The organism is Nostoc sp., assembly GCF_036917775.1.
GTDB lineage: Bacteria > Cyanobacteriota > Cyanobacteriia > Cyanobacteriales > Nostocaceae > Nostoc.
Genome location: NZ_JBALEQ010000113.1, coordinates 69,560 through 96,084, shown reverse-complemented (window position 1 = coordinate 96,084; position 26,525 = coordinate 69,560). Strand labels below are relative to the sequence as shown.

The window sequence follows — 26,525 nt, the reverse complement described above, 5'->3', positions numbered from 1 at the left end:
CATTTGTAAGATTTATTTCGCTCAATGCGTAAGTCACGATTCATCTGACAGAAATCAAAAAATTGTTCATTTATCATTTGCATTGATGACGGAATTTGCAAAACCAAAGGGGATGAGAACATAGGGATTTCCTCCAGGTTCGGATGCCTAGCCGACTAACTATATTCTCACGCAAATAAACAAAGACGCAAAGATATAACTTTGCGTCTTTGCTTTTTATCCGAAATCATTTTCAGATTTACTTGTTAGGCTGAGGAGTCATCCGCAGATAGGGTTTGATTTCCTCGTAACCTTTGGGGAATTTCTCTTTAAGTACTTCTGGATCTTTGAGTGAGGGGACAATTACAACATCCTCTCCATCTTTCCAGTCGGCTGGTGTCGCCACGCTGTAATTATCAGTCAATTGCAGAGAATCAATTACCCGCAAAATTTCATCAAAGTTACGTCCCGTACTGGGAGGATAGGTGAAACTTAGGCGGAGTTTTTTATTAGGATCAATCACGAAAACCGATCGCACTGTCACAGTCGCATTAGCATTGGGGTGGATCATGTCGTAAAGCTCAGAAACCTTGCGATCTGCATCCGCCAAAATTGGGTAGTTAAGAGTGGTGCTTTGAGTTTCTTCAATGTCTCCCACCCAGCCTTTGTGAGATTCTACGTCATCAACGCTGAGTGCGATCGCTTTAACATTGCGCTTGTCAAATTCTGGTTTTAGCTTGGCAACTGTGCCGAGTTCTGTTGTGCAAACAGGTGTAAAATCAGCAGGGTGAGAGAACAGCACAACCCAGCTGTCACCCGCCCATTGGTAAAAATCGATGTCGCCGTGTGTTGAGGCTTGCGTAAAGTTGGGTACTGTGTCACCTAGACGGAGAGCCATGTGAGATTCCCTGTAGTTAGAAAGGCATATATATTCTAGTATGTCATCATGACATAAAACCCCGATTTCCCAATCGGACTTTAGCAGTTTGAAACAAAATTTTAGGTTGTCAGCGCTCTCAGATCAGTGATTAAAAGGAGGTCAAAACTATTGACTAAAGTACACATGTATGCTTTAGTTTATTATTTTTTCCTATAGGTTTTTCTTTACATAGAAGATTGCAAATATCAGGGCAATAGCTGAACTATAAGCTATTGCACGTCTGGTTTATTGAGTTGCAACATTTCCACATTATTGCAAAATTCCGATAATTTTTCTTCGCATCGATGCAATATTATGAGAAATTTATAAGCTATGACAAATTTAATTGTCACAAAACAAGTAATGAGAATAAAGGTTACAAATATATTTATTATTTTTGAATTTTGAATTAATGATGATAGTAATCCTTTTTGTTATTGGTGTTATCCTCAGCACAACTGCAAGTTTTGTTTTTGGAGTTCCTTGGTTGATGCCGATTTTAGGTACTGCTGTTCCCTATCCCATTTTCTTGTTACAAGTGCGTCGCCAACAATATAAAAGTGCTTTTTGGTGGATGTTATTGTGGGGAGTTTTGCAGAGTATTGCTGTAATTGTAGCAACTGCGATCGCACCAGAAACAGCAGCAAAAGTCATCCTTCGTGGACAATCATACACTACAGAGATGTTCCACTGGATTCGCACGGGAGAAGGTATGGAAGGTTCACTCAATTTATTTTTACCAGACCATTTATTGCAGTACGGAATTTTTTGCATTCTCTGCGTTGCCACTATTAGTAGCGTGGCATTGATATTCGGCACTTGGATGCTGAACTACATGAATTTTTATGTTGCAGAACTGGTAAAAGTTAGTGCTAAACCTTGGTTAGCAGCTATTTTAGGGTGGTATCCTTGGTCACTTCTGCGGATAATTGGGTTTATCGCTACTGGGGTAGCTTTAGCTGCATTAGGATTAAATTTATTAACTCGCATCAGAGGTGAAGTTCCGAAGTCTCCCTTTCCGAAAACTTATATGTTAATTGGGATTGGTTTTGTGATTGCGGATATCGTTGTCAAAGCAATTCTCGCACCTATTTGGCAAAAACTGCTGTTGTCTGCGTTGGGTTAAATTCATTTGGTTGCTAGAATTTTTTGGTAGGCTTGGATTGTTTGCCTTGCGATCGCATCCCAGCTAAAATTGTCCAAGGCGTATTTTTGGGCGTTTAATCCCCGTCGCTGGCGTTCTGCGGGATTTTGCAAAGCTTCTTGCAGTAACTCTACCAGTGCTTGAACATCTGTTGCGCCTACCCAACCCGACTCGCTATCACGTATTTGTTGACAAATATGCACTTGGTCAGAAATGACTACGGGTACACCTGCTACCATAGCTTCAGCTACAGCAATCCCAAAATTTTCGTAGTAAGAAGGTAAGACAAATAAATCAGCCGCTTGTAGTAAACTAATTTTTAACTCACCAGTGACAAAGCCTGTAATTGTAGTGTGCGATCGCAGTGGTGAATTTTGAATCTGGGATATTATCTTTTGTTCGTAATCTGGATCTTGAGGATTTGTCCCAGCTAAGACAAAATGAAACTTATAACCAACCGCTAACAGCTTCTCTAGCGCCGGAATCAACAAATTTAACCCTTTTTTTGGGTCAATTCGTGACATAAACAGCACTAAAGGCACATCCTTTGGTATTTCTAGCTGACTACATACATTTTTAATAGACGATTGACGGGGAATCACACCCAAGGGAATCACCAAATCTGGTGTAGATACTCCAAATCGTTCTGATATTTTAGCTTCTTGCTCGCTAGTAAAATGAATTGCTGCCGCACCAGCTAAATTTTGACGTTCTATAATTGCAACATAAAGCTGTTTTAATTGCTTTTTCTTCTGTAAATCAGCCGGATCGAGAGTACCCAAAGGACGGAAAATATAAGGTAGCTTTTGCTGACGACACACAATAGCAGCAGCGCTAATTATTGGGGAGAATAGAGCATGGATATGTGCTATATCAAACTCGTGAGCGTGAAGTTTTAGCCAGTTTAATAAATCAAGGGAAAATTTGTAGCGACGAAACGGCGCACAATGAAAGTAAATTATTTCATAGCCATCTTGTTTAATTGGGCGATTTAAAGGAACATCTAAAGGTGTTTGACCATTATCGCCATTACTATCAGTTGTGAGAATTGTAACTTCCACTCCCTCTTTTACCAAAGCTGGAGCTAATCCAAGTACCATTTGACTCGGCCCACCGTAAATTAGAGAAATTGAGGGAACAATTTGTAATACTTTCATTTTTTTGTCATTTGTCATTTATCTTTTATCCTTTATTCTTCACTAATGACCAATGACTAATGACTAATGACCAACTCTTGATAAAATTCTAATTGCTGTTTCGCCAAAGCTTTATTTGTATATTGAACCATTGCTTTTTGATAACCCATTTCACCGAGATTATGAGCAAAATCTGGTTTATCCATTAATTGAATTAAGCAATTAGCAAGAGCTTGAACATCACCTTCAGGAAATACTAAACCAGCATCGCCAATTACATAAGGAATTTCCCCGGAATTAGAACCAATCACAGGAACTTGGCAAGCCATCGCTTCAATTAGCACATGACCAAATTGCTCTTTCCAACCAGCAGAAGTTAAGGTTTTAAACTTGTAAGTTGTTTCTGAAGGTAATACTAAAGTACTCATTAAATTGATATAACTTGCAACCTCATCGTGTGGAACACTTTCTATCAAAATTAACCGTTCTTTAATATTGTTTTCTGCTGCGAGTTTGAGTAATTCAGTCTGCAACTCTCCGCGTCCCAATAACAGTAATTTCCAAGGTTTATTTTTCAATGCAATTAAGGCTTGCAAAAGCGTTAATAAACCCTTTTCTTGCACAAAGCGCCCTACAAAACCTACTACAAAATCCTCTTTATGAATACCAAATTTAGCTGCTAACTCTGGTTGAGCTTTGGGAGTAAATAAACTTTCATCTACACCCAGTTGGGGCATGACTTTAATTGCACCTGTATATCCCCGTTGCCGCAAAACTTCTGCTCCATCCTGATTCCCAGAAATAATGCCGTGGCTGTGGTTGAGGTTATATTTTTCTAATAAAGAAATTGGTAGTTTCAGTTCATAAGGAAGATTCCACCAGGTAAAAAATACATTTTTTGCCTTGAGTCCTAATAACTGATTTAAGGCAATCATCTGAGTATAAGCCAAGGCTCTAGAACCTTGTTCTACTTGGATGATTTGCGGGCGGAATTGTTTTAATAAAGATATCAAATCAGCGCCAAAAGTAAGGAGTCCCTGATGATTTTGACTAAAATTAGAAACTGGAACTATTCTAAATCTGCCTTCATCACGGTATTCAGTTTCAATAATTCTGTTTTGTACACCGCCTGGTTTCCAACGCTTTGGCACTACAACTGTCACTTCAATGTCAGGTTCTAGCTGAGATAGAGCGCGTAATTTCTCACAGTTGAGGTCTACGATATAAGTGTGACTAGCAACTAATATTTTCATCTATTCTTTGTTATTCACTAATGACAAATGACTAATAACTAAACCTGTTTATCCAATCGACTGTAAATTTGACCATCGTTCCATAGTGATTGGATGACAGTACCCAAGGCTTTGAAAAAACCCAAAATGTAGAAAATACCGCGAGTGGCAATTTTGATGGGGGAACCACTTTTATGGCAAGGTGGTCGTCCCAGAACGTGACAGTCAAATAAACGACCGTATAGGCGTAAAGCTTGAGTCGCAGTCAGGTTTTTTAGCCCTAGTAGGAAATGGTTGTGATAAAAGGTGAGTTGATATTTTAGCGATCGCATACTAATATCATGACAACCCCCTGTTTCTTCGCCTAAATGCACCAAATGGGCTTCTGGGTCGTACCAAATCTTATACCCCGTCTGTCTTACCCGCAAACAAAAATCTGACTCTTCGCGCACTGCACTACCGCGAAACCTCTCATCAAACCTCAATCCATACTTAGTAAAAATTTCGCGGCGAAATGACATATTACAACCCCTTGCTGTCAGTACTTGCTGAGGTTTGGTGGTATGTACTAAATCAATATGATACCAAGCAATTCCTGGGTCCATAGCTTCGGGAGGCAGATATTCAATCTGTAAATCTCCTCCAGAATCACCTAATTTCATTCTGTCAAACACCCGTCCGGCGACAGCCCCCACTTCTGGATTTTGCAAATAATTTTTCGCATGGGCTGTTAACAATTCTGGGGTTAGCTGAACATCATCATCAATAAATAATATTATTTCACCAGAAGATCGCCGTACAGCATAATTTCGCGCCCCTGGCAAACTTGCCCAATCTAATCGCAACCATTTAATTTTACCTACATCTGCCATCTCTTCTAGGTAGGCTTGAATTTCTGGTTGGTGCGTTGGGGTTTGGTCTACTACTAAAACTTCAAAATTGGGATAATTCTGTTTCAGGACATCTACAATGCTATCTCGTAGCGCTTCCTCTCTACCATAAGTCGGGATAACTACAGAAATTAAAGGATAATCATCCATGATTTTTATTAAGTAATTTTTCTATTTTGATAATAGCCTGATAAAAATTAATTTTCATTAACTTTATTAAGCTACTCTTGCCTTAATTTACAGTCAGTCAAGAACCGAATAAGATTGCTTTTAATTCTTTATACTCCCACCGCCGCAGCCGCATAGAGATTATCAAATAACTCATTTTGCTTTTCGGAGTTATGTACAAGTTGCGCTTGAGCTAATGCTCCTGCACTTAGAAATTCGTAATGTTCTCGTTTATCACTTCTATCAAGAAATTGCATAATTTGCTGCAATGCTTGTTCTGCTAAATAGTCATAAGTGCTATCGACAATTTCCCAATATTCATCAGTTTTAGTTTTCTCTCCATGTAGCCAATTGCTCCAGTGCCTAATTTCATTAATTGGTAACTCTAAAACGTAGCCATTCTCACCATTACGAACAAACTCTGGTAAGGCGCATACATTAGTCGTAATTGCAGGAGTTGCAACAGAAAAGCCTTCGATGATACTATAGCCATAAGTATCATGTAATGTCGCCATTAATTGAAAATGGCTTTGCGATAATAGCTCAATAACTTTGTCATTAGGAATATTTCTATGGAAGACAACGTTATTTAATTTCAGTAACTTTAAATCATCTACATATTTACTGCGATCGGGAAAATCAGTTGGAACTCCTGAACCATGTTCCAATCCCGATATTATATGTACAGTAATCGGCAAACCTAGTTTTTCAGCTTTCTTGGCTAGTCTTAAAGCAACAACTCCGCCTTTTCGGGCAATGTGATTTCCAATAAATACAAGCTGGAGATTTTGTTGTTCTTGATAAAGTTTTGATTGCTTAACTTTTATTGGGAAGTTGGGATGAATAACATCTACTTTCTTACTTACTTTTTCTTCTATTTTCCAACCTTCTATCCGCTTGACTAATCTCAACTTGGCGTAATCAGAAATTGCAATAATTTTTTGACAATTGTCTAGTGCTAATCGATTATTTAATAATTCATAAATTGCTGCTTCAACTTGATTTTGAGGATTTCTATATAAAATACGATGATCCTCAAAGGTGAGAAACCAAGGTTTATTTGTATATAAAATTCTGTTGAAAGAATGAATTGCCTGGTATCCTTTCCATACAGGTTGCCAAGCCATAAAACTGGCTAAAGGATACCAAATTTTTTCTATAGGATATCTACCTGTGGGGAAAGGCTTGGGGTAGATGAGTGTATGCCGAGAATTTCGAGGTAAGTTTGGAATGCTGAGGTGTTTTTGACCACATATAATTACTTTTGGCATTTTTATTTCATTTAAATTGTTTTTAGACGTTTTCTCTTGTTTTTTTGCTCAGGGTCAGCATCTTCCTTATCTTGTTTCTCTAATTCTGGCAGTTTAAAAAGAACTCCTGCAAAAAACCAATAATAGACAGCAACAGGGTCAACATCTAGAGGATAGTAGTAAGTGTTGTAGCTAATAAACAATATAAACACCCATAAAGCTGCTCCGTAACTGCGGAAATTACGGTTCTTTATGGAGCGATAGGTTTTAAAGCCCATAATTGTTAAAGTTGTTACCAAACCCAAAAAAGCTAGTACTCCAACAATTCCAACTTCAAAAAGGACTTTGGGGTAGTAAGTTTCTACCAGTTTAGTTTTCCCCATTGCGCGGGCAGAGTTGGTTGCTCGACCTAAGCCACTTCCTAAAGGCCCATCTACATTTTTCCAATTCTCTTCAAATTGCTGGACGATAAAATCTTGAGGTGGTGAAGCGTCCCAGCGACTGGTAAAACTCTCGGTTCTCTCTTGGACGACGGTAGGGTTACTTATCATCACAATTCCTAAAACTATAGCCAGTCCTATCCCTATGGGGATAAATCGTTTAAGGTTGCCAATTTGACCAGTCAGCAATAGCAAAATCCCGAAACAGATTGGTACTAAGGCTAAGGCGATTCTTTGTCCAGAAATTACAGCATTGATAAAGACTGTCACTAAAGAACCTAAACCGACTAGCCGCCAAATAAAAGAGGGATCGGTGAAGCCGGTAGCAAAGGTAAAAAAGGTGCTGGAAATTAAGAACCACGCCCATTGCCAAGGGGCTACAAATGTTCCTGGCAGACGAATTACCCCTTCTTCGGGACTATATAAAAGCGCTCCACCAAAATAACACCGGGCTTCTAGTGATGTGACAAATAGGGCATTTCCTTCAAGACCTCTAGTGCCTTGACATATACCAGTTAGTAGTAAGAGGTATTGGATACATCCCAACACACAACAAACCAGTGTGAGAACAATTTGGAGGCGCGATAAAAAGAGAAAATCCCGCTTATCCCGAATTAGATAGTAAGCACAACCAATTAGAGGGACATAGCCTAAAAATACTTTTAGCCCCAAAATTCCCATACCTAAAGGTATTTCTTTCTCTGCTTTTTCTAATAGTCCGACGCTAGGCGGGTTAAACTGCTGTCCACCATTGACAAATAATAGTGTTAGTACACTGCAAGCCAAAACAATATAAAGCGGAATTTTAATGCCTTGGGGAATAATTAAAGGTAATCCCTGCTTTCGACAAGTTTGCCAAAGTCCAATTAGCGCTGGAACATAAAAGGCATCTTTAGCTAATTGGAGTATGGGACTACTGCCTAAATAGTAGGTGATAGTACCCCCAACAGGTACGTAAATGATGAAGGCATATAGCGCTTGGCGCGGATATTTGTAAGAAAGGGACATGATGATTATCCCTAAAACACCGGGGAGTGCTGCTTTAATTCCACCTACGAAAAAAAGCACAACGCCAATGAATAAACCGCCAAAAGTGGCGGTGGTGAGTAAACTAATAAGTTCTTTACGTGCTAGGGCTGCTTTGCGTTTTTCGGCTAACTGTTCTTTGAGACTAAGAGTAGAAGTTTCCTTAGAAGTCTGCTTTTTCGATTTTTTAGATGTTTTGGATTTTGACTTTATTTTCGGCATAGTAGCGCTGTAGCCTATCAGCATCAAGGTAATACATTATACTTGACAAATATTTTGAGATTGCTGTAAGTTGTACAATCCAAATTCGTCCTTAACTGATTGATTTAATAATTTACGATTAAAAATGTTAAATTTTAATCTTTTGGAATTATCAAAAAGGTTTTCTCCTGTATCCAGGATATAAACTGCTCCGAGAAATGGTAATGATTTAATAGCTTTTCCTTTATTCTCTAAAACATCCCTAACTTTGCCGTGATCTATATAATATCTATAGTATCCGTAGCCACGATTATACTCTGCGCTTTCGGGCAAATAGTTCAGATCGTAGCGAATAATGTTACAACTACCGCACATTTTATAAAAATTCCTTCTTTTAAGATATACATATTTACTACCTTCTTGATATTTATAACCTTTGTTAATAACCCATCCATCCGAATCAGGATGTTGTTGAATAAATTGGGCTAACTTTTTGCTGACACAATCATCAGCATCAATTGCCATAGTGTGAGTTGGAGAAAATTGTTGAGCATAAATCAATCCTTTCAGGATTTTACGCCCTTTATCTGTGTCTCCTTTTGCTATAGGGTTAATCTCGTTGGGAGGAGAAAAATCAACTGTAAGGTATGTAATATGAGAATGGGTGAATTCTATTTTCGGTTTTTCGTGACAAACAACAATAACGTGAAAGTTAGGTGAGGTTTGATTGCAAACTGATTTAATACATCTTTCAAATAATTGGGTAACACGTTCCCAGGAATTGGAAACTTTTGCACTTTTAAGTGGGATAACAAAAACAAGCATGATATTATTTTTAGATCAAGTATAGGAATCTGCTTTGAGTTTTAAAGTTAATTTGCTTAAGAGGCAATAGTAAAAGAAGCATTTTTGAGGATTACTGAGTTTGTTCAAAAATCAAAAAATATGAGTTTTATAGGGAAGAATCTCGAAGTAAATAATAACACGTTCAGACTAATGTGATAACGTGGTGATTTTTTTTGATAATTAATTAGGCGGACATTGTATAACAATACAAATACAAATGTCACAGCTTCTACAGATAACCAAGGCTGGTTAATTTGTAGAAGCTGTGACGGAAAATTGGCGTTTGTTAAAAGCTGAGATAATAGCTAATTTAGTCCATCAGATGTTGCTGGACTTTTGAAACTAATTCATTTGTCCAGTAGTTGGTAAGTTCGGCATTAGAAGCTTCTACCATGACTCTGATTACTGGTTCTGTACCAGAGGCGCGAACCAAGATTCTACCAGAATCACCCATTGCCGCTTCAGCAAGAGCGATCGCTTGTTGTACCGGTTCGCAATCTTGCCACCCCAAACGGCGATCGCGATCTATAACTCGCACGTTCCGCAATATTTGCGGATATGTCTGGAAGCTTTGATCTACTAATTCTGCTAGGGAAACACCCGCTTCTTTCACCAAAGCTGCTATGTGCAAGGCTGTTAATAAGCCATCTCCAGTTACAGCATAATGAGGGCAAAGAATATGACCTGATTGTTCGCCGCCTAACATTGCCCCAGTTCGCTGCATTTCGGCTTGTACATATTGATCGCCGACGGCGGTACGAATTAATTTACCACCAATTTGTTGCCAAGCTTTTTCAAAGCCCAAGTTGGCCATGACTGTAGACACAATCAGGTTATCTGGTAGTTGTTGGTTTTTTTGTAAATGCCGTCCCCACAGGTAGAGAATGTAATCGCCGTTCACTTGTCTGCCAGTATTGTCTACTGCTAAGACGCGATCGGCATCGCCATCGAAAGCAAAGCCGATATCAGCGTTGTGTTCTTGGACTGTGGCGGCAAGAATATCTAAATGAGTGGAACCGCAGTTAACATTAATGCGATCGCCATCTGCTTCGTTATGCAAGCAGATCACCTCTGCCCCCATTTCTCTAAATACTGATGGCGCTAACCCCACTGCTGCACCCCACGCCAAATCTAAAACAATCTTCATTCCCTGAAGATTTAGGTCACTGTTTAAGGGTTTTTTCAACGCTTCGCCATAATGCCCCACTAACTCAAAACGTGAGTAATGCCGTCCGCAATTAGTGACTTTAGCGATCGGTGATATTTTCCCACGCAGCCCAGCTTCTATTTCTGCCTGTAATATTTGTGGTAACTTTCCACCATTTCCACCAAAAACCTTAATTCCATTATCCTCTGGGGGATTGTGGCTGGCAGAAATCATTACTCCACCGATCGCATCACTGATACTGGTGAGATAGGCAATGCAAGGAGTGGGACATAATCCCAAATACCAAACTTCTAATCCTGCTGCTGTTAACCCTGCACTCAAAGCCATTGCTAGCATATCGCTAGAGTTTCTAGAGTCCTGTCCGAGAATGACTGGCCCTATTTGAGTAGCATGGTTACGTAAAACAATCCCCGTCCAAAAACCAACTTGCAAAGCTAAGGGCGCACTCAGCAATTCTCCGACTCGCCCGCGAATCCCATCTGTACCAAATAAAGGATTTGCCGGTAGTGGGATTAAATTCAGTCCAAAACTGCTTTCAATCCCTTTGCCCAATCCTTCAGCTTCGGAAGGAGAATCTCCAGGAATGCCTGGTATCCGAGTTATAGATGAAACCATATATTTAAACACTCCACACAATCACACTGAAAAATAGCACTTAAGACTTTATTCAGCAATTTTGACACGCTTTTTATCTTTAGAAATTTATCTGTTTTTACGTAATTATACTGAATTACAGACTTTCTAATTGTAAATATTTCATGAAGTCAGTATTGGTTTTTACATTATTAGTAAAGTCTCCACATTTTAGCTAATTATTCCTTTTATGCCATTAACTTGAGTTTTGATTTTTCTCTGTATTTAGTTCACATCTTGCAATGCTCTTAACAAGAAATACAATGTAAGGAATATTACTTAGATTTCATGATGGATATTCTTTGGGAAAACTAATCATGAAAGCAAAAGTTAGCTTATAACAACAGAAAATCAAAACACCGGAATGTAAAGTTATATTATGTAGTTTTATTGCTGTGTAAAAAACTACAAAATCATTGCAGCTTAAAAAATTTTAATATAAATTCTCATCAAATAGTTTTAAGGTAACGTTTTAATGGCTATTTTTAGCCGTTAGTGAATTAAAACTCGGCAGTTAACTTTTAAAGTTGAGAAATTTAGCATGAGCAGCAATTTAGCAACCAAATTACGTGTAGGCACTAAGAAAGCCCACACAATGGCAGAAAATGTAGGTTTTGTCAAGTGCTTTTTAAAAGGAGTAGTAGAAAAAAACTCTTACCGGAAACTAGTTGCTAACTTCTACTTCGTCTACTCAGCGATGGAAGAAGAAATGGAAAAGCACCGCCAGCACCCAATTCTTTCTAAAATCAACTTTCCCCAGCTAAATCGCAAGTATACCTTAGAGCAAGACCTGAGTTATTATTTTGGTGCTAACTGGAGAGAGCAAATCAAACTATCTCCCGCAGGTGAAGCTTATGTAAAGCGCATCCGAGAAATCTCTGCCACAGAACCAGAACTGTTAATCGCTCATTCATATACTCGTTACTTGGGCGACTTATCTGGGGGACAAATTCTCAAAAACATTGCTGTAACAGCGATGAATTTGTCTGATGGGCAAGGAACAGCTTTTTATGAGTTTCCAGAAATTCCTGACGAGAAGGCATTCAAAGCAAAGTATCGCCAAATTTTGGATGAATTACCCCTTGACGAGGCGACAACCGATCGCATTGTTAATGAAGCAAACGCCGCCTTTGGCACGAACATGAAGATGTTCCAAGAATTGGAAGGCAATTTGATTAAAGCGATCGGTATAATGGTTTTCAACAGCCTCACACGCCGACGGACACGCGGTAGTACTGAACTCGTCACTGCTGAGTAACGGTCTTGACATTGCGGAGTATGGTGTGTGGAGTCTAAGTCTAGATAGCCTGATGCAAGATAATTCATAGATATTTCTGGAATAAGAGCGATTAACGCTCAAATCTTTAGGGGCAATAGCCCTGTGACTGTTTTCTTTTTGTGAAAGCAAGCATGGGGAGATTGCCCCTCAATTGTGATTAAAGGAGTTAGGAGCCATTCAATTTTAGATTTAGGATTCAAAATTAGGTAATTTCTGGGCGATCTTCACCCTAAACTGGATATTGCTGTGCGATCGCTATCTTCATCTTGTAGCGGTAAATCATATCTATCATACAGAACTTTTATATGTCGGCTAAATTGCTCCTCGACAAAATAGCTGCTAGAAAATTCACTTGCAAAAGAAACTTGATGAAAGTGATAATCTAGATTTAATAGATTGTAAACAAGTCTTAAAAAATAATCATCGATCCAGAAATCTACATCAAATAGTGAAATACCATATTTTCCTTCCAACCTCCGATTTAAAGTTTTTAGTAACCAAGACCATTGAGGTTTGAGGGTGGGATCGATACGGTTCCCAAATACAGGATTAAAAAATTGATTTACTTGATTTGTTCTCACATCAATCACTTTATTTAGTAAATCGGCTGCCTTGATTGGAGATGAATTAAACCAATAGTTAGCAACTACTAAATCATGTAAATAAGCAACTACAATTTTAGGGTTTTCTTTAATGAACTGTGAGCGGCAAACAATTCCTCTGATTGATGGAATTCTTAAACTACTTGTTTGAGATAAAGGCAGCTTTCTCACAAAAGCGTAAGCTTCTAGAATTGAGGCGAAAGTATGACAGCACACGTAAGCATCTATAGTTTTGTTTGCCAAACTCTTACTTGCTTTACGAGGATCTTCATTCACTAATCTACAATCTTTACTGACATCCATATTATAAAGGTCAAAAAGAGTGATGATGAATCTATGAGCATTGGAACCAAATAAGGTAGAAATTCGCTTCCCTTTGAGATCCTGAACAGTATTTATAGAAGAATCTTTATGCAGAACAATATTTATATCTTGACCTAAAAGATTATATGAAGCAATCCCAACTAATTTAGAGCCAAAACTTAAATCATCAAAGAATTGACTACCATTATTTAAGAGAGAAATATCATCTAAAATACAAATATCTAGCTCTCCCCGCTTCATCTGTCGGTTCATGTGTTCCCCAGAGTCAAACGGCATAATTTGTAACTCGAAATTTCGAGTAATTTCAATATTTTTGAAAATAGCCTGTTCAAATGATGAAGATGCTCTCTGTAAATCAGAAATATGCTTAGTCCCATACCCAGCAATAAACTGTCCTATAGAATCCCTCTGAATACCTATCCTCAGAATATTGTCTTCTTTGGGAGAATACCTATCTAAAATTAGGTTGATATTAGGCAAGCTTTCCAAATTATCTTGATCGAGTCTAAAGCTTCTCACCAAACCCTCTGCGGATATTAACAACTCACTAAAGCGAGGAACATGCAGATAAATACCATATTCATTAATATCTTGAATAGTCATAGTTAAAACTTGGTATTCAGCTATTACCTCAGTTTGACAAAAATCAGGTAGTATCGTTAGTTTTTGGTTTTTTGAAGCATAATCTAGTAAATCTTGATAACTGTTTAATACGTGTGTCCCGCTTAATTTATTCTTCAAAAATTCATTCTTAGACAGTTCTTGATAGACCTCATCCAAAAGTACAATATCAGTTAGATTAATATCATTTATTTTAACTAAGCTATACTCATTTAAATATTCACTTGCTCCAAAGGAAAACAACAGCATTTTATGAGTTTTTAATCTAGTGCAGTGGTGTTCTTCTTTATATCCAGAACAAGTGTTGAGCAGTAGATCCATTTCTATGAGGTGAGAATTGGAAAAAAAACTACTGTCTTTAATCGCAATTTCTTTGAGATTTCTGCCTGGAAAACAAAGCTGAAATCGCTGCAAATATTGTTTTAGCCAGACTTCTAAAATTAAATTAGTAGCCCCCAATATCAAATCTTCACCTTCAGCACTAAATGTTGCCTGAAATTCTTCTTGCAGATTTTCTACAGTTTCTACAACATTAAATGTCTGAGAAATCAATTTCTTACCTTTATGAGTCAAGCATATAGAGCCGGGAGAGCGATTTAACAGAATTACTCCGAAATAATCCTCTATTTGTTTGACTTTTTTACTAATTAATGCCTGACTATAGCCTAATTTTTGTGCTGCTTTAGAGAAGCTACCACACTCATCTACTGCTTTTAAAATTTTGATGTGGTTTAGGGTAATATCTTCGAGTTTAATCTTATTCATGCTGGGTAGGGCAAGATTTTTAAAATAATTCGTAATTAAATTTTGTAACGGGGATTTTAATTAGGCATCAAAACTTGCTGCCTTGGGAGGCAGGGGAATTAAACCCCCATTTGTTAATTACAAGGGAATTAAGCTATTCTGCTGTGTATATTTTGAGATGACTAATTCGTGGAAGCGAATAGTATCTTCCAACATAGATTCAAATTTGAGTACTATTAAGTCAACGCCAACAGCTTCGTATTCTTTCAGACGTTGAATAATAGTATAGCGATCGCCAACGAGTTGAGCAGATAAACCGAGGTTGGCTTCAATGGTTTGCTTAATATCTAGTTTGTTGTGGGCAACGACGTTCGGATCGATTTGTTCTTGAAAGTACTTGATTTGCTGCTGATTGGCAGAACGATAAATCGCTTCTAATCTGGCTTCGGCTTGGGCGGTATGTTCACGAACGATCGCAAACGCACTCATTGCTACTTTAATCTGACGACCGTAGCGATCGCTAGCTAATCTTTTCACTTTCTGCACCAATGCTGCCGTTTTTTCAGGTTCATCAGCATTGATAAATAGATAATCTCCCTGACGAGCCGCTAAGTCAATCGCCCTGTCTGATTCGCCGGCAATGAAAATAGGTGGTGTTGGTGTAGGCTTATCTGTGAGAATACCACCTGCAATATTGTAGTATTTGCCAACATAATTAAAGCCTTCTACTGTCCACAGCCCCTTAATTACATCAATGTATTCTTCTAATCGCGCGTAGCGATCGCTGTGGGGTAGCCAGACATCTCCATAGCTTTCTACTTCTAATTTCCACCAACCTGCAATCCCACTGAGAGCAAATCTACCGTTACTGAGTTGATTTTGAATGTTTGCACTCAGTTTCGCAATGACCGCAGGCAATTTAAAACCAGGTTGTACAGCCGCAACAATCTTGATATTCTTGGTGTTCAAACTTGCTAAAGCTGCTGTAATCCAAGCATCAGCGACATTATAGTTAGGCCCATGAACTGCATTTAAGTAATGTTCAGGAATGTAATAAAAGTCATAACCTAACTCGTCTGCCTGAACTGCCAGTTTCACCAAATCTTGAGTGGATAAATTAGCCTCATGGTTCACAACCCGCAACCATCCACCACAGACCGGCGACCAAATTCCAAACTGAAGTGTCATAAATATTTTTCCTGTGCCTTTTTTTACGAGACATCTACTTAACTACGGCATCCATATCTTTTTGCCGTGGTTTAGTAGTTCACACTACCACATTTATTTCTGCTGTGCATAGTTGCAGATGACACATGAAAATCAGTTGGTTATCACGATCTGGAATAGTATAAAAACTTTAGTTAAATATTGATTTCTGGTTGTTCTGACTGAATCTGACTGAATCAGGATGATAGTCAGCAAATATAAAATAATAATTAAATACACAGCAAAATTGAGCAGTATTCCATTTTGGAATATGGAAATAGAGTTTAAGTATATCAAGTCACGACATCGCAAAAATTCTTGTGATAAAGTCTGATTCATTAAAAACTACGGTAGTTCAGTCGGCTTATGGTATATTACGACCATAAGAACCTGAAATTGTCTATTTGTAAACTCAGAGTAGTTTCCAACCGCTCTCAAGCTTTCAATCATTCTCGTTTGAATGCAATACACTTTGGACTCTCTCCTAAAAGCAGAGAAGCTTTGAATCTTACTCCCCAAGGCTAGTAGGAAAGGGGCTGATCTTGTAGTCTGTATTCCAAATATTGTCTCTTACCTCCTGCCTTCTCTTATAACCAAGCAGTTTCAATTACAAACACACAATTATGGTAGATATTAAGTTCGCATACTGGATTCCCAACGTTAGCGGTGGGTTAGTTGTTAGTAAAATTCCCCAACGAACAGATTGGACTTATGAATATAACGCTCAACTGGCTCAGACTGCTGAAGAAGTTGGATTTGAATATGCACTAGCACAAGCCAGATTTATCGCCAGCTATGGCGCTGAATATCAGTTAGAAGCATTAACAACCGTATCAGCCTTGGCTCCAGTCACCAAGAAATTAAAGCTAATTGCAGCAGTTCACCCTGGATTATGGCATCCGGGAGTAGTGGCTAAAATCGGCTCTAGCATTGATTTTCTCTCTAATGGACGGTTCGCTCTGAATGTAGTTAGCGGCTGGTTCAAAGATGAATTCACTATATATGGTGAACATTGGTTAGATCACGACGAACGCTATCGTCGTTCAGAAGAATTTATCCGCGTTCTCAAAGGTTTGTGGACTGAGGATGAGTTTCACTTTAAAGGCGATTTTTACCGCATTAACGGCGGTTGGGTGAAGCCTAAACCAGTTAATCAGAATCCACACCCGGAGATATTTCAAGGTGGTAACTCCAAAGCAGCGCGGCGCATGGCTGGTCGCGTCTCTGATTGGTATTTCATGAATGGCAACACTATAGACGGGGTGCGAGAGCAGATTGAAGAAGTGTCTGCATTAGCGCGTCTTGAAGGACGCAAAATTAAGTTTGGCCTGAATTCCTTTATCATCGTGCGAGATACCGAAGCAGAAGCCCATGAAGTATTGCGCGATATTATTGCCCAAGCCGATGTAGAGGCGGTGAAAGGATTTGGTGAAGCAGTGAAACAAGCCGGATCTTCTACTCGTGAACGTCAGGGAATGTGGGCGGATTCCAATTTTGAAGACTTGGTGCAGTACAACGATGGGTTCCGTTCAGGCTTGATTGGTACTGCCGAGCAAGTGGCTGAAAAGATTCGCCAGTTTCATGAAGCGGGAGTTGATTTAATTCTCGGTGGCTTCTTACACTACACAGATGATTTACCTGCATTTGGTAAGACAGTAATTCCGATTGTGCGCGAACTTAAAGCTACTCGTCGCACAGCTGATGAATTAGTTGGAGTGTAGTTCATACGGTTCAGATGTCCATCCCTCAAATAGGTATTTCGCGTTGTCTCATAGGAGTGGCAATTATGAGTCACTCAATCACAATCAAGGAGTTTTACCATGACATCAGTAATTAATACTGACCAGAAGGCGCACATTATTCGGGATGACAAAGAAGCGATCGCGATCGCTCACGAACTAGCAGCTGAGTTTGCCAAAGGAGACTCAGAACGTGACCAAAATCGGCGTTTACCTGCTGAGGAAGTAGAAAAGTTCTCCCAGAGCGGATTATGGGGAATTACAGTCCCGAAAGAATACGGCGGTGCTTTTGTCTCAAGTGCGACCCTCGCGGAAGTAGTGAAAATCATCTCCGAAGCTGACTCTAGCCTCGGTCAAATTCCCCAAAACCACCTCTACATGGTGGAAGCAGTCCGCTTGGATGGTACAGATGAGCAGAAGAAGTTCTTCTTTGATTTGGTTCTACAAGGTAAGCGCTTTGGTAACGCCTTCTCGGAAATTGGCACAAAGTCTGTCACCGATGTGCAAACAAAGTTAACACCAGATGGTTCTGACTTCGTACTCAACGGACGCAAATATTACTCTGCTGGGGCACTACTGGCACATTGGGTTCCTGTGATTGCCAGCAATCCAGATGGTAAAACAGTGGTGGCATTTGTCGAAAGAGATGCCGAAGGCTTAACCCTACTCGATGATTGGACGAGCTTCGGACAGCGTACCACTGCTAGCGGCACTACCATTATTGAAAATGTAAAAGTTAAGGCAGAACACGTGATTCCGCACTACTTAGCCTTTGAAAGGGCTACTCCAATGGGTGCGATCGCGCAAATCATCCAAGCCGCCGTAGATGTGGGAATTGCTAAAGCCGCAGTCCGTGACACCATCTACTTTGTCCGCAACCATACTCGCCCTTGGGTTGACAGCAATTTAGAAAAAGGTTACGAAGACCCCCTGACACTGTACAACTTAGGCAATGTCCAAATTCAGGTTCACGCTTCTGAAGCATTGTTGCGTCGTGCAGGCGAATTTCTGGACATCGCCAACGAGTCAGGTTTAGAAGAACCCAAGGTAGTTGAAGCATCGATCGCAGTTGCTGAAGCCAAAGCATTGGCGACGGAAGCAGCATTACTAGCTACCAACAAGTTATTTGAACTAGCAGGTACTAAATCCACATTGGAGCAATTCAACTACAATCGCCACTGGCGAAATGCCCGCGCTCACACACTCCACGATCCCGTGCGCTGGAAGTACTACGCTGTTGGCAACTACTTCCTCAATGGTGTCTATCCTCCGCGCCATCCTTGGTTGTAATTGCAGCATTCTCTACTGGGGTGAAGCTGCACCAAATTTCCTTTACTTCTTATTTCTTTCTTTGTGCCCTTTGCGTCCTTTGCGGTTCGTTCCTCATATAGTCGCACCTTCATGCAGAACTGGTAAATGTCATTTTTTTTAACGAACCACAGAGGCGCAGAGAACACAGAGAGAAGAAAGAGAAGGAAGATTTTTTTAAGCAAGCGTATTGTGCTTTAACCCTAATAAATCCAACATTATTTAAGTTGATACTATGAGTGTTGCAAATCCAATCCAGAGGCGGAGCATTTGGAAGAATCAGCCATTTAAGGGGCTACTTTTTATTGCTGTGATTGCTGTCATTAGCTATATTTTTGAACTAATTTTTGGTCAAATTATTCAGCTAAATGTAGGAACAAAATTGACTTACATCACAATATGCTTTGTCTGGTGGTGGCATTTAGGTTTTTCTCTCAACGGCTATCCAGGTTCTCGCTTTTCTCCTACCAGATTTGGACGAGGAACAGTGAATTTAGTAGTGTTGTTGGCGCTAGTTTACATTACTGGTGAAGCTTGGAAATTAATTTCTGCAAAAGCAATTCTTACTGATACACCCGTAGGCTTGTGGGGACAAACAGCAATTATTGCCGCCGCCGCCAGTTTATTCTTCTTTGACAACACGATTGTCACTACTGAGGAAGTACGCAACTGGCATCCAGTCAGTGGCTTTCTCAATATCTTTTTTGCCATCTTCTTTATTGCCCCTGCACTCACCTTTTTGCCCCAAATGTGGGGACTTCAACCGTTTTACATTCCTTGGTATTGGTATCCTTGTTCAACAGTGTTTGGTAGTTTCTTTGAACGTTGGCCTTTAACCAAATTGGAACTAGGAATGCCACGTTTGGGCTTACTCCATACAGGTATTATTTTGTTACTCACTCTGATTACAGAATTATTCCTCAAACAGCTAGGACTGGATTTATTTACCACAACCACAGGGCCAACCTTTGCAGCAATTTGGACAACTGTTGGTTTAGGATTTGTTTGGCAATTTAATATGTGGCCTTTCACAGAGCTATCACAACCTACAAAAGGTATCGTTGCATCTGTTGCTAGTTTAATAATTTCGGTCTTGTTGTATCTGGTAACAGTATCTCTGGTAGGTCAAGAAAATATTATTCAAGGGCTTTACTGGTGGTTTAATATCCTTTGGGTTCAAGTATTCTTAATGGCTCCGGGATTATACGATGGAATTAGCCTTTGGCAAGATGTGCCGCCACTGGTTGAAGAACAACAACCCCTAAGTTTAAATCGTGAAGGACGGTAGAATAATTCGTAATTCGTAATTCGTAATTCGTAATTCGTAGTTAAATTATGAATTAGTAATTGTTGTTATATCTGCTTCCTCTGCCCTCTTAGGGACTTACAAATAAAAAAATATTCCACAACTGACACAAAAATATTCTCTATTTCTCTTCTCTCTGTGTTCTCTGGGCCTCTGTGGTTCGTTTATTTTGATATAGCAACATTCCACAAATACGCAACGCCGGAGAGTTTTTTAGCCTTTATATCTGCATTGCTGATTATGAGGTAAAAAACTCGCCGACTTTCAATGAATTATTCTTTACACCTTTGCTGACGATCTAAAAGGTGAAGGTTGTCCTCACAGTGCCAATTACCGCATCTTGATTGTCATTGTTTTGAGCAGGAGCCGTGATCCAAATTACGCCAGGGGTGATAGCAATATTATCTGTAAGCTGATACTTATAAAAGCCTTCAATGTGTAAGGATAAATCGTTTGCAGGTGCTGGATTACCGCCCCGATAAGGTTCTGCACCCACAAGAACACCACCAAGTTTGCCTTGTTTACCTAAATCTGGAAATGCCAATCCCAAAGCATAGTACCAAATATCTGCACTACCACTACCTGCCAGATTCTTGGCGTTAGTGTAGCCAAAGAACCCATTGACTGCAAATCGAGAACTAAATTTATAGAAAGCTTCAACTCCGTAAGAATTAGTAATCATCCGTTCAAATGGAGTATTGGCTTGTTGTGTTCCGACAAGTGTAAAACCACTTCCCAGGTCAAATATTGCTCCCCGATTTTGGTAGGCATTTACATAAGTCAAACCAATGCCAGAGTTATTGTTTGGGTTCCATGCTATTTGTCCAAATGCACTATATTGACCATTAAAAAAACCACTGTCTGGCTGAGGACTGGCATGATCTCCTGCTAAGTAAGCCAAGCTGAATACCAATTGGTCACTTAATCGATAATTGAATCCCCCACCTGCACCACCACCAATCCGGTAGATAGGACTAGAGGAAGCAAATTCTGTCAAAGCGCGATCGCCGCCTGTGGCACTATCGAGATAAGGACTCAGAGTCGGAACAAAGTCAAAAAATACTCCGTTTACAGCTCCTATATAAGCATCGATTTTGCTACCAACTGGAAAATAGTAAGAGAGCCAATCTACAGATAGGCTGTTGTTACTAGGAGCAAGATTGAAGGTTTGCAAACCTTCGGCTGAACCATCAGGAAGCTGCAAAATAGTAGTGTTTCCAGTACTTAGACGAGTATTTAGTGTGTCTTTACCTGTAAAACTAGTTTTGAAAACGAGGCGAACTCTATCTTGAAAAACTGTATTATCACCGTTAACTGAGCCTTGAAAGGCATTCGTAATCACAAAGATGGCTTCAGCAGAAAGCTTTGTAGTTGTGGAAAACTGATTGGCTTCTAGTTCCGCAGTACGAGATTCTAAACTATCAACGCGACCCCGTAAAGTTGTTAGTTCAGCAGTAAATTCTTCTTGCAGCCTTTGTATAGTAGCTAAGTCTTCTTTAGTAATTAAGTCAGATATCGCTGTTGCAATTAGCTCGTTGATCCGAGATAAACAAGCATTTAAACCTGCTGCAAATTCATAGCGAGTAATGGCGCGTTTTCCCCGATAAGTACTATTTGGATATCCCGCAATACATCCATAACGCTCAACTAAAGATTGGAGTGCAATAAACGCCCAATCATTTGGTTGCACATCTGAAAACTGAGATACAGATGTTACCTGAGACATATTGTTTGGCTGTGGGACAGTAGCAATGCCTGGGTTGGGTTGCGCCAACGCAGATGGTATATTTATTTGAGTCTCAGTAGCTAAATTTTTATCTTCAGCATAAGCTGATGTGTTGGCTAGCAAAGTAGCCCCCACAATCATCGATTCCATGAATAAATTATGAAATGAACGATTGAACATTTCTATCACTCCTCATATTTTGGGTTCGAAAAATTTAGTGCAAGTCATCAGATATTTCAATGACTTGTCAAGCTAGAAGATTATGGCTAGCCCTGAAAAAACTTGACTTACTCTAACACTGGAAAATTTGCAATAATATCGTTATAATTCCAGATACATCAGTCAATATCTGGCATTTGAATCTGCATATTTCTGTGGAGAAAAGACTTGCTTTTACAAAAAATAATCCCTATACAAGCGGGTCTATTTGCTAAGGAAATATTTATCTGTAAAAATATTTGAGTTTTAGGTAAAAATCAGACTCTTTTGCCCATTAACAACTATCTACTGTTTACTTATCCAGTTAAAGTAGATTGTTGGATTCAACTTATTAATATTGCATATATGCTCTTGAAAAACAAGTAGATTAAAATAATTTTCTCTTTTTGACTCTCAATCAAATATTTTTTATATTGCACTGATAAGTTATAGCTTTATCAAAATTAATTTAATTTAAACTTGTATTTTAAGTTAAAATGTGCAATTATATTTCTATTAATACGGTAGTTATATCAAAACACTGTAGATTAAAAATTTTCCAGCCAAATTTATAGTTGCTCCTCACAGAAGGTTAGCAGGAGAAGTTGCAAGATATGCAATTAATAGAAACTGAAGAGTCTCAAAATTATCTTGATTTAGCTAAGTCTTTAGCAAAAGAATTTGCCCAAACTGCTGTAGAGCGGGATGCTCAAGGGGGAACACCAAAGCATGAACGCGATCGCTTGCGCCAAAGCAACTTACTGAAACTGATCGTACCCACAGAATACGGTGGTTTAGGGCAAAGCTGGATTACTGTTCTGCAAATTACCCGCGAGTTTGCCAAAGTTGATAGCTCTATTGCTCACGTCTTTTCTTACCACCATCTAGGTGTAGTAATTCCTCATATCTTTGGTTCAGCACAACAAAAACAGCGATATTACTCAGAAACTATTCACAACAATTGGTTTTGGTGCAATGCCCTCAACCCATTAGATAAAAGAACTACTCTGACACCAGAAAATAATTATTTTCGTCTCAATGGCATTAAAAGTTTTTGCTCAGGCTCTCAAGATTCGGATATATTGCCGATTACTGCCACTCATCAAGAAACTGGTGAATTGAATATTTTGGTAATTCCCACCCAACGGCAAGGCGTTACAGTTCATGATGATTGGGATAATATGGGGCAACGCCAAACAGATAGTGGTAGTGTTACTTTTGAAAATGTGTTGGTATACCCTGAAGAAATTCTTGGTAGTAGAGAGAAACCCAATCAACCCTTCAATACTATTCGCGCCTGTTTAACTCAATTGAATCTTGCTAATATCTACCTGGGAATTGCCCAAGGAGCATTTGAAGCTGCTAAAACATATACTTCCACTAATACTAAACCTTGGCTGACATCAGGTGTAGAGAGTGCAACCCAAGATCCTTACATCCTTCAGCACTATGGCAAAATCTGGGTCGATCTCCAAGCAGCCGTCTATCTTACTGAGCAGGCGGGAGAATTACTACAAGCAGCTTGGGAGCGAGAATGGTCACTGACTGCCGAACAACGGGCAGAATGTGCGCTTTTGGTTGGTACTGCCAAAGTCTTCGCAACTAAAGTTGGTTTAGACATTACCAACCGGATATTTGAAGTTATGGGCGCACGCGCTACTAGTGCAAAATATGGCTTTGATCGTTATTGGCGTAATCTCCGCACATTCACTCTACACGATCCAGTAGATTACAAAATCCAAGAGATCGGAAAGTGGGCATTAAATGATGAACTGCCAAAACCTAACTTTTATTCATAGTTATAGCGATTCTTTCATCAAGCTAAAGGCGCTTACAGCGCTTCCGGCTATTATGCAATACAATTTTCCTCTTACCCCTCTCCTATCATAGCTTTCAGATTTGATGGTGTACCTGATAGCCGCCGGAAGTGCTGTATCCCTCTTCTGTCACTCTCCGAAAACATTTACTATTTCTAAATTCTAGAGCTTTTGTATAGCAAGCAATCGCACGCTTATTTTCTAATAACAAATACAAGCTCCATTTTTTTCTAATAGCATAGCTTGTATTGATTGCCTTATCCGGCTTCTAGCGATCGCCCTCCCGGAGAGTGACAGAAGAGGGGTATGTTGCCCACTCCACAAGATAGGATAGTTTATTATTTTGTTGAAAATCCTTTAAGAAGCGATTAAGTTCTTGAGAGCATCAGTGTTTTAGGGGTCTATTTGCAGCACTTCTCGAAAAACTGCTGCCGCCTCTTGTTTTGAGCCATCACCAGATTCACTATAAGAAATCTCTGTGCCAAGTTTGATGTAAAGTTTTGCCATTTGGCCACGTGGCAATATTTTCCGGCTAACCATAGACTTTCAGCTTAAAATAACTAAGTCAATCTTCAAACCAAGCTTAATCTCAGTATTTAAGTTTGTAACCCCTAAAACTTCTCGTACTGAGGAAATCAGGCAAAAATATGGCAACGAAAATTCCTGTCACAGTGATTACAGGCTTCTTAGGTAGTGGAAAAACCAGCCTAATTCGCCACCTGCTACAAAACAACCAAGGTCGTCGCATTGCCGTTTTAGTCAATGAATTTGGCGAACTCGGTATTGATGGAGAATTATTAAAATCCTGTCAAATTTGCCCCGAAGATGGTGAGGGCGACACTAATATCTTTGAATTAACCAACGGCTGCTTGTGTTGCACCGTGCAGGAAGAGTTTTACCCAACGATGCAAGAGTTAATCAAGCGGCGAGATAGCATCGACTGCATTTTGATTGAAACCTCTGGTTTAGCCTTACCAAAACCATTGGTGAAGGCTTTTCGCTGGCAAGAAATTCGCAACGCCGCCACTGTGGATGCGGTGATTACGGTGGTAGATTGTGCGGCGGTAGCAGCAGGGACATTTGCTAGCGATCCAGATGCGATCGCAGCCCAACGCCAAGCAGATGATAATCTAGAACATGAAACACCCTTGCAAGAACTGTTTGAAGACCAACTTGCTTGTGCAGACTTAGTGGTGTTGAATAAAATTGACTTGGTGGATGCCGAGACAAAAGCGAGAGTTGAGGAATTAATTAAGCAAGAGTTACCCAGAGTGGTGAAGATTGTCGAGAGCGATCGTTCTCAACTAGACGCATCTATATTATTAGGATTCCAAGCCGCAGTTGAAGATAATTTAGATTCTCGTCCCAGTCATCACGATACAGAAGAAGACCACAACCACGACGAAGAAATTACTTCAACTAATTTAATTTTGGATCGTACCTTTGATCCAGAAAAGCTGCAACAGCAGTTAGAGAAATTAGCACAACAACAAGAAATTTACCGGATAAAAGGCTTTGTCGCAGTGCCAAATAAATCTATGCGTTTGGTGATGCAAGGTGTGGGAACGCGATTTGATAAATTTTACGATCGCCCTTGGAAACCCGAAGAAGCTAGGCAAACACGCTTAGTTTTTATCGGACGTGATTTGAAGTCTTCAGAAATCGAATCGCAACTTGTAGCTTTATAAGTATAGTCAGATCCCCGACTTCTTAAAGAAGTCGGGGATCTATATTCTGAGAGATACGAGTTAAGAATCGCTAGTTAATTCAAAACAAATAATAACTGAAAATTCTTCAATTTACAAAAATATGATGATCTCTCAACTATTTAACGTCGCCAACCTTTTTGTTTTGCCATTTTGGGCGTTGATGATTTTATTGCCAAACTGGAAAATTACACGGCAGATAATGTCATCATATTTGCCCTTTGTGCTGTTGGCTGGAGCGTATTTGTATTTGTTTATCAGCAGTATTACGCCAGAAAATGCCCAAGCTTTATCAAATCCTCAATTAGCTGATATTGCGCGATTCTTTACAGATGAAACGGCTGCTGCAACAGGTTGGATTCATTTTCTAGTAATGGATTTATTCGTCGGTCGGTGGATTTATTGGGAAGGGCAAAAAACAGGTATTTGGACATTTCACTCTCTTGCACTGTGTTTGTTTGCTGGCCCTATGGGATTACTGTCTCATATCTTGACTTACTGGATTGCTAAGACATTTTTCCCGAAATTTCAGCAGAATGAAACAATGATGGTAGAAGAAAAAGCGTAAAAAATCAGATCCCCGACTTCTTTGAGAAGTCGGGGATCTTCTAGTTAAGCATTGTCGTGTCTATAGTCGGCATCTAACCAACAGCGTGGTAAAACTTCACCTGAAGGAAAAACGAGATTTTCTTTTTTAAAACTTTCAGGTTGCTGTTCTTCTTGACCTTCTTGGTCTTTTGCGTGAACAACATCATTATTCGGGTCAAGTAATTCCTGAATTTCAAGAATCTTGACTAATTCGCCACTATCTTTGACTTGTAAAAGCATAGAAATTGCCTCAATGAGTTTGCATGAAAGTTCAAAGCGAGTCTCAATATAAACTCGCTCAAATCTAAACTGATTTTGAACGCGGATAT

The 26,525-nt window shown here is 39.4% G+C and carries 21 protein-coding genes and 1 pseudogene; 8 read left to right on the top strand and 14 right to left on the bottom strand.

What is annotated here, in order from left to right:
* Positions 1-11: 11 nt before the first annotated feature.
* Positions 12-122: pseudogene (locus V7K69_RS23070) on the bottom strand (Uma2 family endonuclease); the annotation flags it as partial.
* A 116-nt stretch (positions 123-238) separates the two neighbouring features.
* Positions 239-877, bottom strand: coding sequence for a peroxiredoxin (locus V7K69_RS23065; RefSeq protein ID WP_114085723.1), 639 nt, complete (start codon positions 875-877; stop codon positions 239-241).
* A gap of 433 nt (positions 878-1,310) precedes the next feature.
* On the opposite strand from V7K69_RS23065, the gene V7K69_RS23060 reads away from it, so the two are divergent.
* Entirely contained in the window at positions 1,311-2,024 is a 714-nt protein-coding gene (locus tag V7K69_RS23060; protein WP_335038618.1) for a hypothetical protein, read from the top strand.
* Positions 2,025-2,026: 2 nt separating this feature from the next.
* Here V7K69_RS23060 and hpsP read toward each other — a convergent pair whose 3' ends face one another.
* The 7 genes from hpsP to glmM all read right to left on the bottom strand — a co-directional run bounded on the left by hpsP (position 2,027) and on the right by glmM (position 11,014).
* Positions 2,027-3,199 carry a hormogonium polysaccharide biosynthesis glycosyltransferase HpsP gene (gene hpsP / locus V7K69_RS23055; protein WP_335038754.1) on the bottom strand — a complete coding sequence of 391 codons (1,173 nt, stop codon included), beginning with the start codon at positions 3,197-3,199 and terminating at the stop codon, positions 2,027-2,029.
* A gap of 56 nt (positions 3,200-3,255) precedes the next feature.
* Complete coding sequence (gene hpsO, locus V7K69_RS23050; protein WP_335038616.1) at positions 3,256-4,431, bottom strand: hormogonium polysaccharide biosynthesis glycosyltransferase HpsO; 1,176 nt, start codon at positions 4,429-4,431, stop codon at positions 3,256-3,258.
* A 38-nt stretch (positions 4,432-4,469) separates the two neighbouring features.
* The gene (gene hpsN, locus V7K69_RS23045; protein WP_335038613.1) at positions 4,470-5,450 is read right to left on the bottom strand and encodes a hormogonium polysaccharide biosynthesis glycosyltransferase HpsN; all 981 of its coding nucleotides are present in this window, start codon (positions 5,448-5,450) and stop codon (positions 4,470-4,472) included.
* 128 nt (positions 5,451-5,578) lie between these two features.
* On the bottom strand, positions 5,579-6,739 hold the full coding sequence (locus V7K69_RS23040; protein ID WP_335038611.1) for a glycosyltransferase family 4 protein: 1,161 nt from the start codon (positions 6,737-6,739) through the stop codon (positions 5,579-5,581).
* An 11-nt stretch (positions 6,740-6,750) separates the two neighbouring features.
* Positions 6,751-8,406, bottom strand: coding sequence for a hormogonium polysaccharide biosynthesis protein HpsL (gene hpsL, locus V7K69_RS23035; RefSeq protein WP_335038608.1), 1,656 nt, complete (start codon positions 8,404-8,406; stop codon positions 6,751-6,753).
* A 36-nt stretch (positions 8,407-8,442) separates the two neighbouring features.
* The gene (locus V7K69_RS23030) at positions 8,443-9,210 is read right to left on the bottom strand and encodes a glycosyltransferase family A protein (RefSeq protein ID WP_335038606.1); all 768 of its coding nucleotides are present in this window, start codon (positions 9,208-9,210) and stop codon (positions 8,443-8,445) included.
* Between the two features lie 331 nt (positions 9,211-9,541).
* Positions 9,542-11,014, bottom strand: a complete 1,473-nt coding sequence (gene glmM, locus V7K69_RS23025; protein WP_335038604.1) for a phosphoglucosamine mutase — start codon at positions 11,012-11,014, stop codon at positions 9,542-9,544.
* Positions 11,015-11,573: 559 nt separating this feature from the next.
* Between glmM and V7K69_RS23020 the strand changes: the two genes are divergently transcribed.
* Entirely contained in the window at positions 11,574-12,290 is a 717-nt protein-coding gene (locus tag V7K69_RS23020) for a biliverdin-producing heme oxygenase (protein ID WP_335038602.1), read from the top strand.
* A gap of 245 nt (positions 12,291-12,535) precedes the next feature.
* Here the strand turns inward: V7K69_RS23020 and V7K69_RS23015 are convergent, their stop codons facing one another.
* Together V7K69_RS23015 and V7K69_RS23010 are read right to left on the bottom strand one after the other, a co-directional pair.
* On the bottom strand, positions 12,536-14,623 hold the full coding sequence (locus V7K69_RS23015; RefSeq protein WP_335038599.1) for a LysR family transcriptional regulator: 2,088 nt from the start codon (positions 14,621-14,623) through the stop codon (positions 12,536-12,538).
* A gap of 117 nt (positions 14,624-14,740) precedes the next feature.
* Positions 14,741-15,790, bottom strand: coding sequence for an LLM class flavin-dependent oxidoreductase (locus tag V7K69_RS23010; RefSeq protein ID WP_335038597.1), 1,050 nt, complete (start codon positions 15,788-15,790; stop codon positions 14,741-14,743).
* A 641-nt stretch (positions 15,791-16,431) separates the two neighbouring features.
* Here V7K69_RS23010 and sfnG point away from each other — a divergent pair.
* From sfnG to V7K69_RS22995, 3 genes are all read left to right on the top strand, one after another.
* Complete coding sequence (gene sfnG, locus V7K69_RS23005; RefSeq protein WP_335038595.1) at positions 16,432-17,529, top strand: dimethylsulfone monooxygenase SfnG; 1,098 nt, start codon at positions 16,432-16,434, stop codon at positions 17,527-17,529.
* A gap of 99 nt (positions 17,530-17,628) precedes the next feature.
* On the top strand, positions 17,629-18,837 hold the full coding sequence (locus V7K69_RS23000) for an SfnB family sulfur acquisition oxidoreductase (RefSeq protein ID WP_335038592.1): 1,209 nt from the start codon (positions 17,629-17,631) through the stop codon (positions 18,835-18,837).
* 253 nt (positions 18,838-19,090) lie between these two features.
* On the top strand, positions 19,091-20,143 hold the full coding sequence (locus V7K69_RS22995) for a hypothetical protein (protein WP_335038590.1): 1,053 nt from the start codon (positions 19,091-19,093) through the stop codon (positions 20,141-20,143).
* 316 nt (positions 20,144-20,459) lie between these two features.
* On the opposite strand, the gene V7K69_RS22990 is transcribed toward V7K69_RS22995, so the two are convergent.
* Positions 20,460-22,067 (bottom strand): iron uptake porin, encoded by a 1,608-nt coding sequence (locus V7K69_RS22990; protein ID WP_335038587.1) that lies wholly within the window; start codon positions 22,065-22,067, stop codon positions 20,460-20,462.
* Positions 22,068-22,699: 632 nt separating this feature from the next.
* Between V7K69_RS22990 and V7K69_RS22985 the strand changes: the two genes are divergently transcribed.
* The gene (locus V7K69_RS22985) at positions 22,700-23,884 is read left to right on the top strand and encodes an acyl-CoA dehydrogenase family protein (protein ID WP_335038585.1); all 1,185 of its coding nucleotides are present in this window, start codon (positions 22,700-22,702) and stop codon (positions 23,882-23,884) included.
* A 411-nt stretch (positions 23,885-24,295) separates the two neighbouring features.
* On the opposite strand, the gene V7K69_RS22980 is transcribed toward V7K69_RS22985, so the two are convergent.
* Positions 24,296-24,442 (bottom strand): hypothetical protein, encoded by a 147-nt coding sequence (locus V7K69_RS22980; protein ID WP_335038582.1) that lies wholly within the window; start codon positions 24,440-24,442, stop codon positions 24,296-24,298.
* A 107-nt stretch (positions 24,443-24,549) separates the two neighbouring features.
* Here V7K69_RS22980 and cobW point away from each other — a divergent pair, with 107 nt between their 5' ends.
* Positions 24,550-25,590 (top strand): cobalamin biosynthesis protein CobW, encoded by a 1,041-nt coding sequence (gene cobW / locus V7K69_RS22975; protein WP_335038580.1) that lies wholly within the window; start codon positions 24,550-24,552, stop codon positions 25,588-25,590.
* 121 nt (positions 25,591-25,711) lie between these two features.
* Positions 25,712-26,176 carry an ABA4-like family protein gene (locus V7K69_RS22970; RefSeq protein ID WP_335038578.1) on the top strand — a complete coding sequence of 155 codons (465 nt, stop codon included), beginning with the start codon at positions 25,712-25,714 and terminating at the stop codon, positions 26,174-26,176.
* A gap of 44 nt (positions 26,177-26,220) precedes the next feature.
* Here the strand turns inward: V7K69_RS22970 and V7K69_RS22965 are convergent, their stop codons facing one another.
* Complete coding sequence (locus V7K69_RS22965) at positions 26,221-26,436, bottom strand: hypothetical protein (protein WP_012407431.1); 216 nt, start codon at positions 26,434-26,436, stop codon at positions 26,221-26,223.
* Between the last annotated feature and the right edge of the window lie 89 nt (positions 26,437-26,525).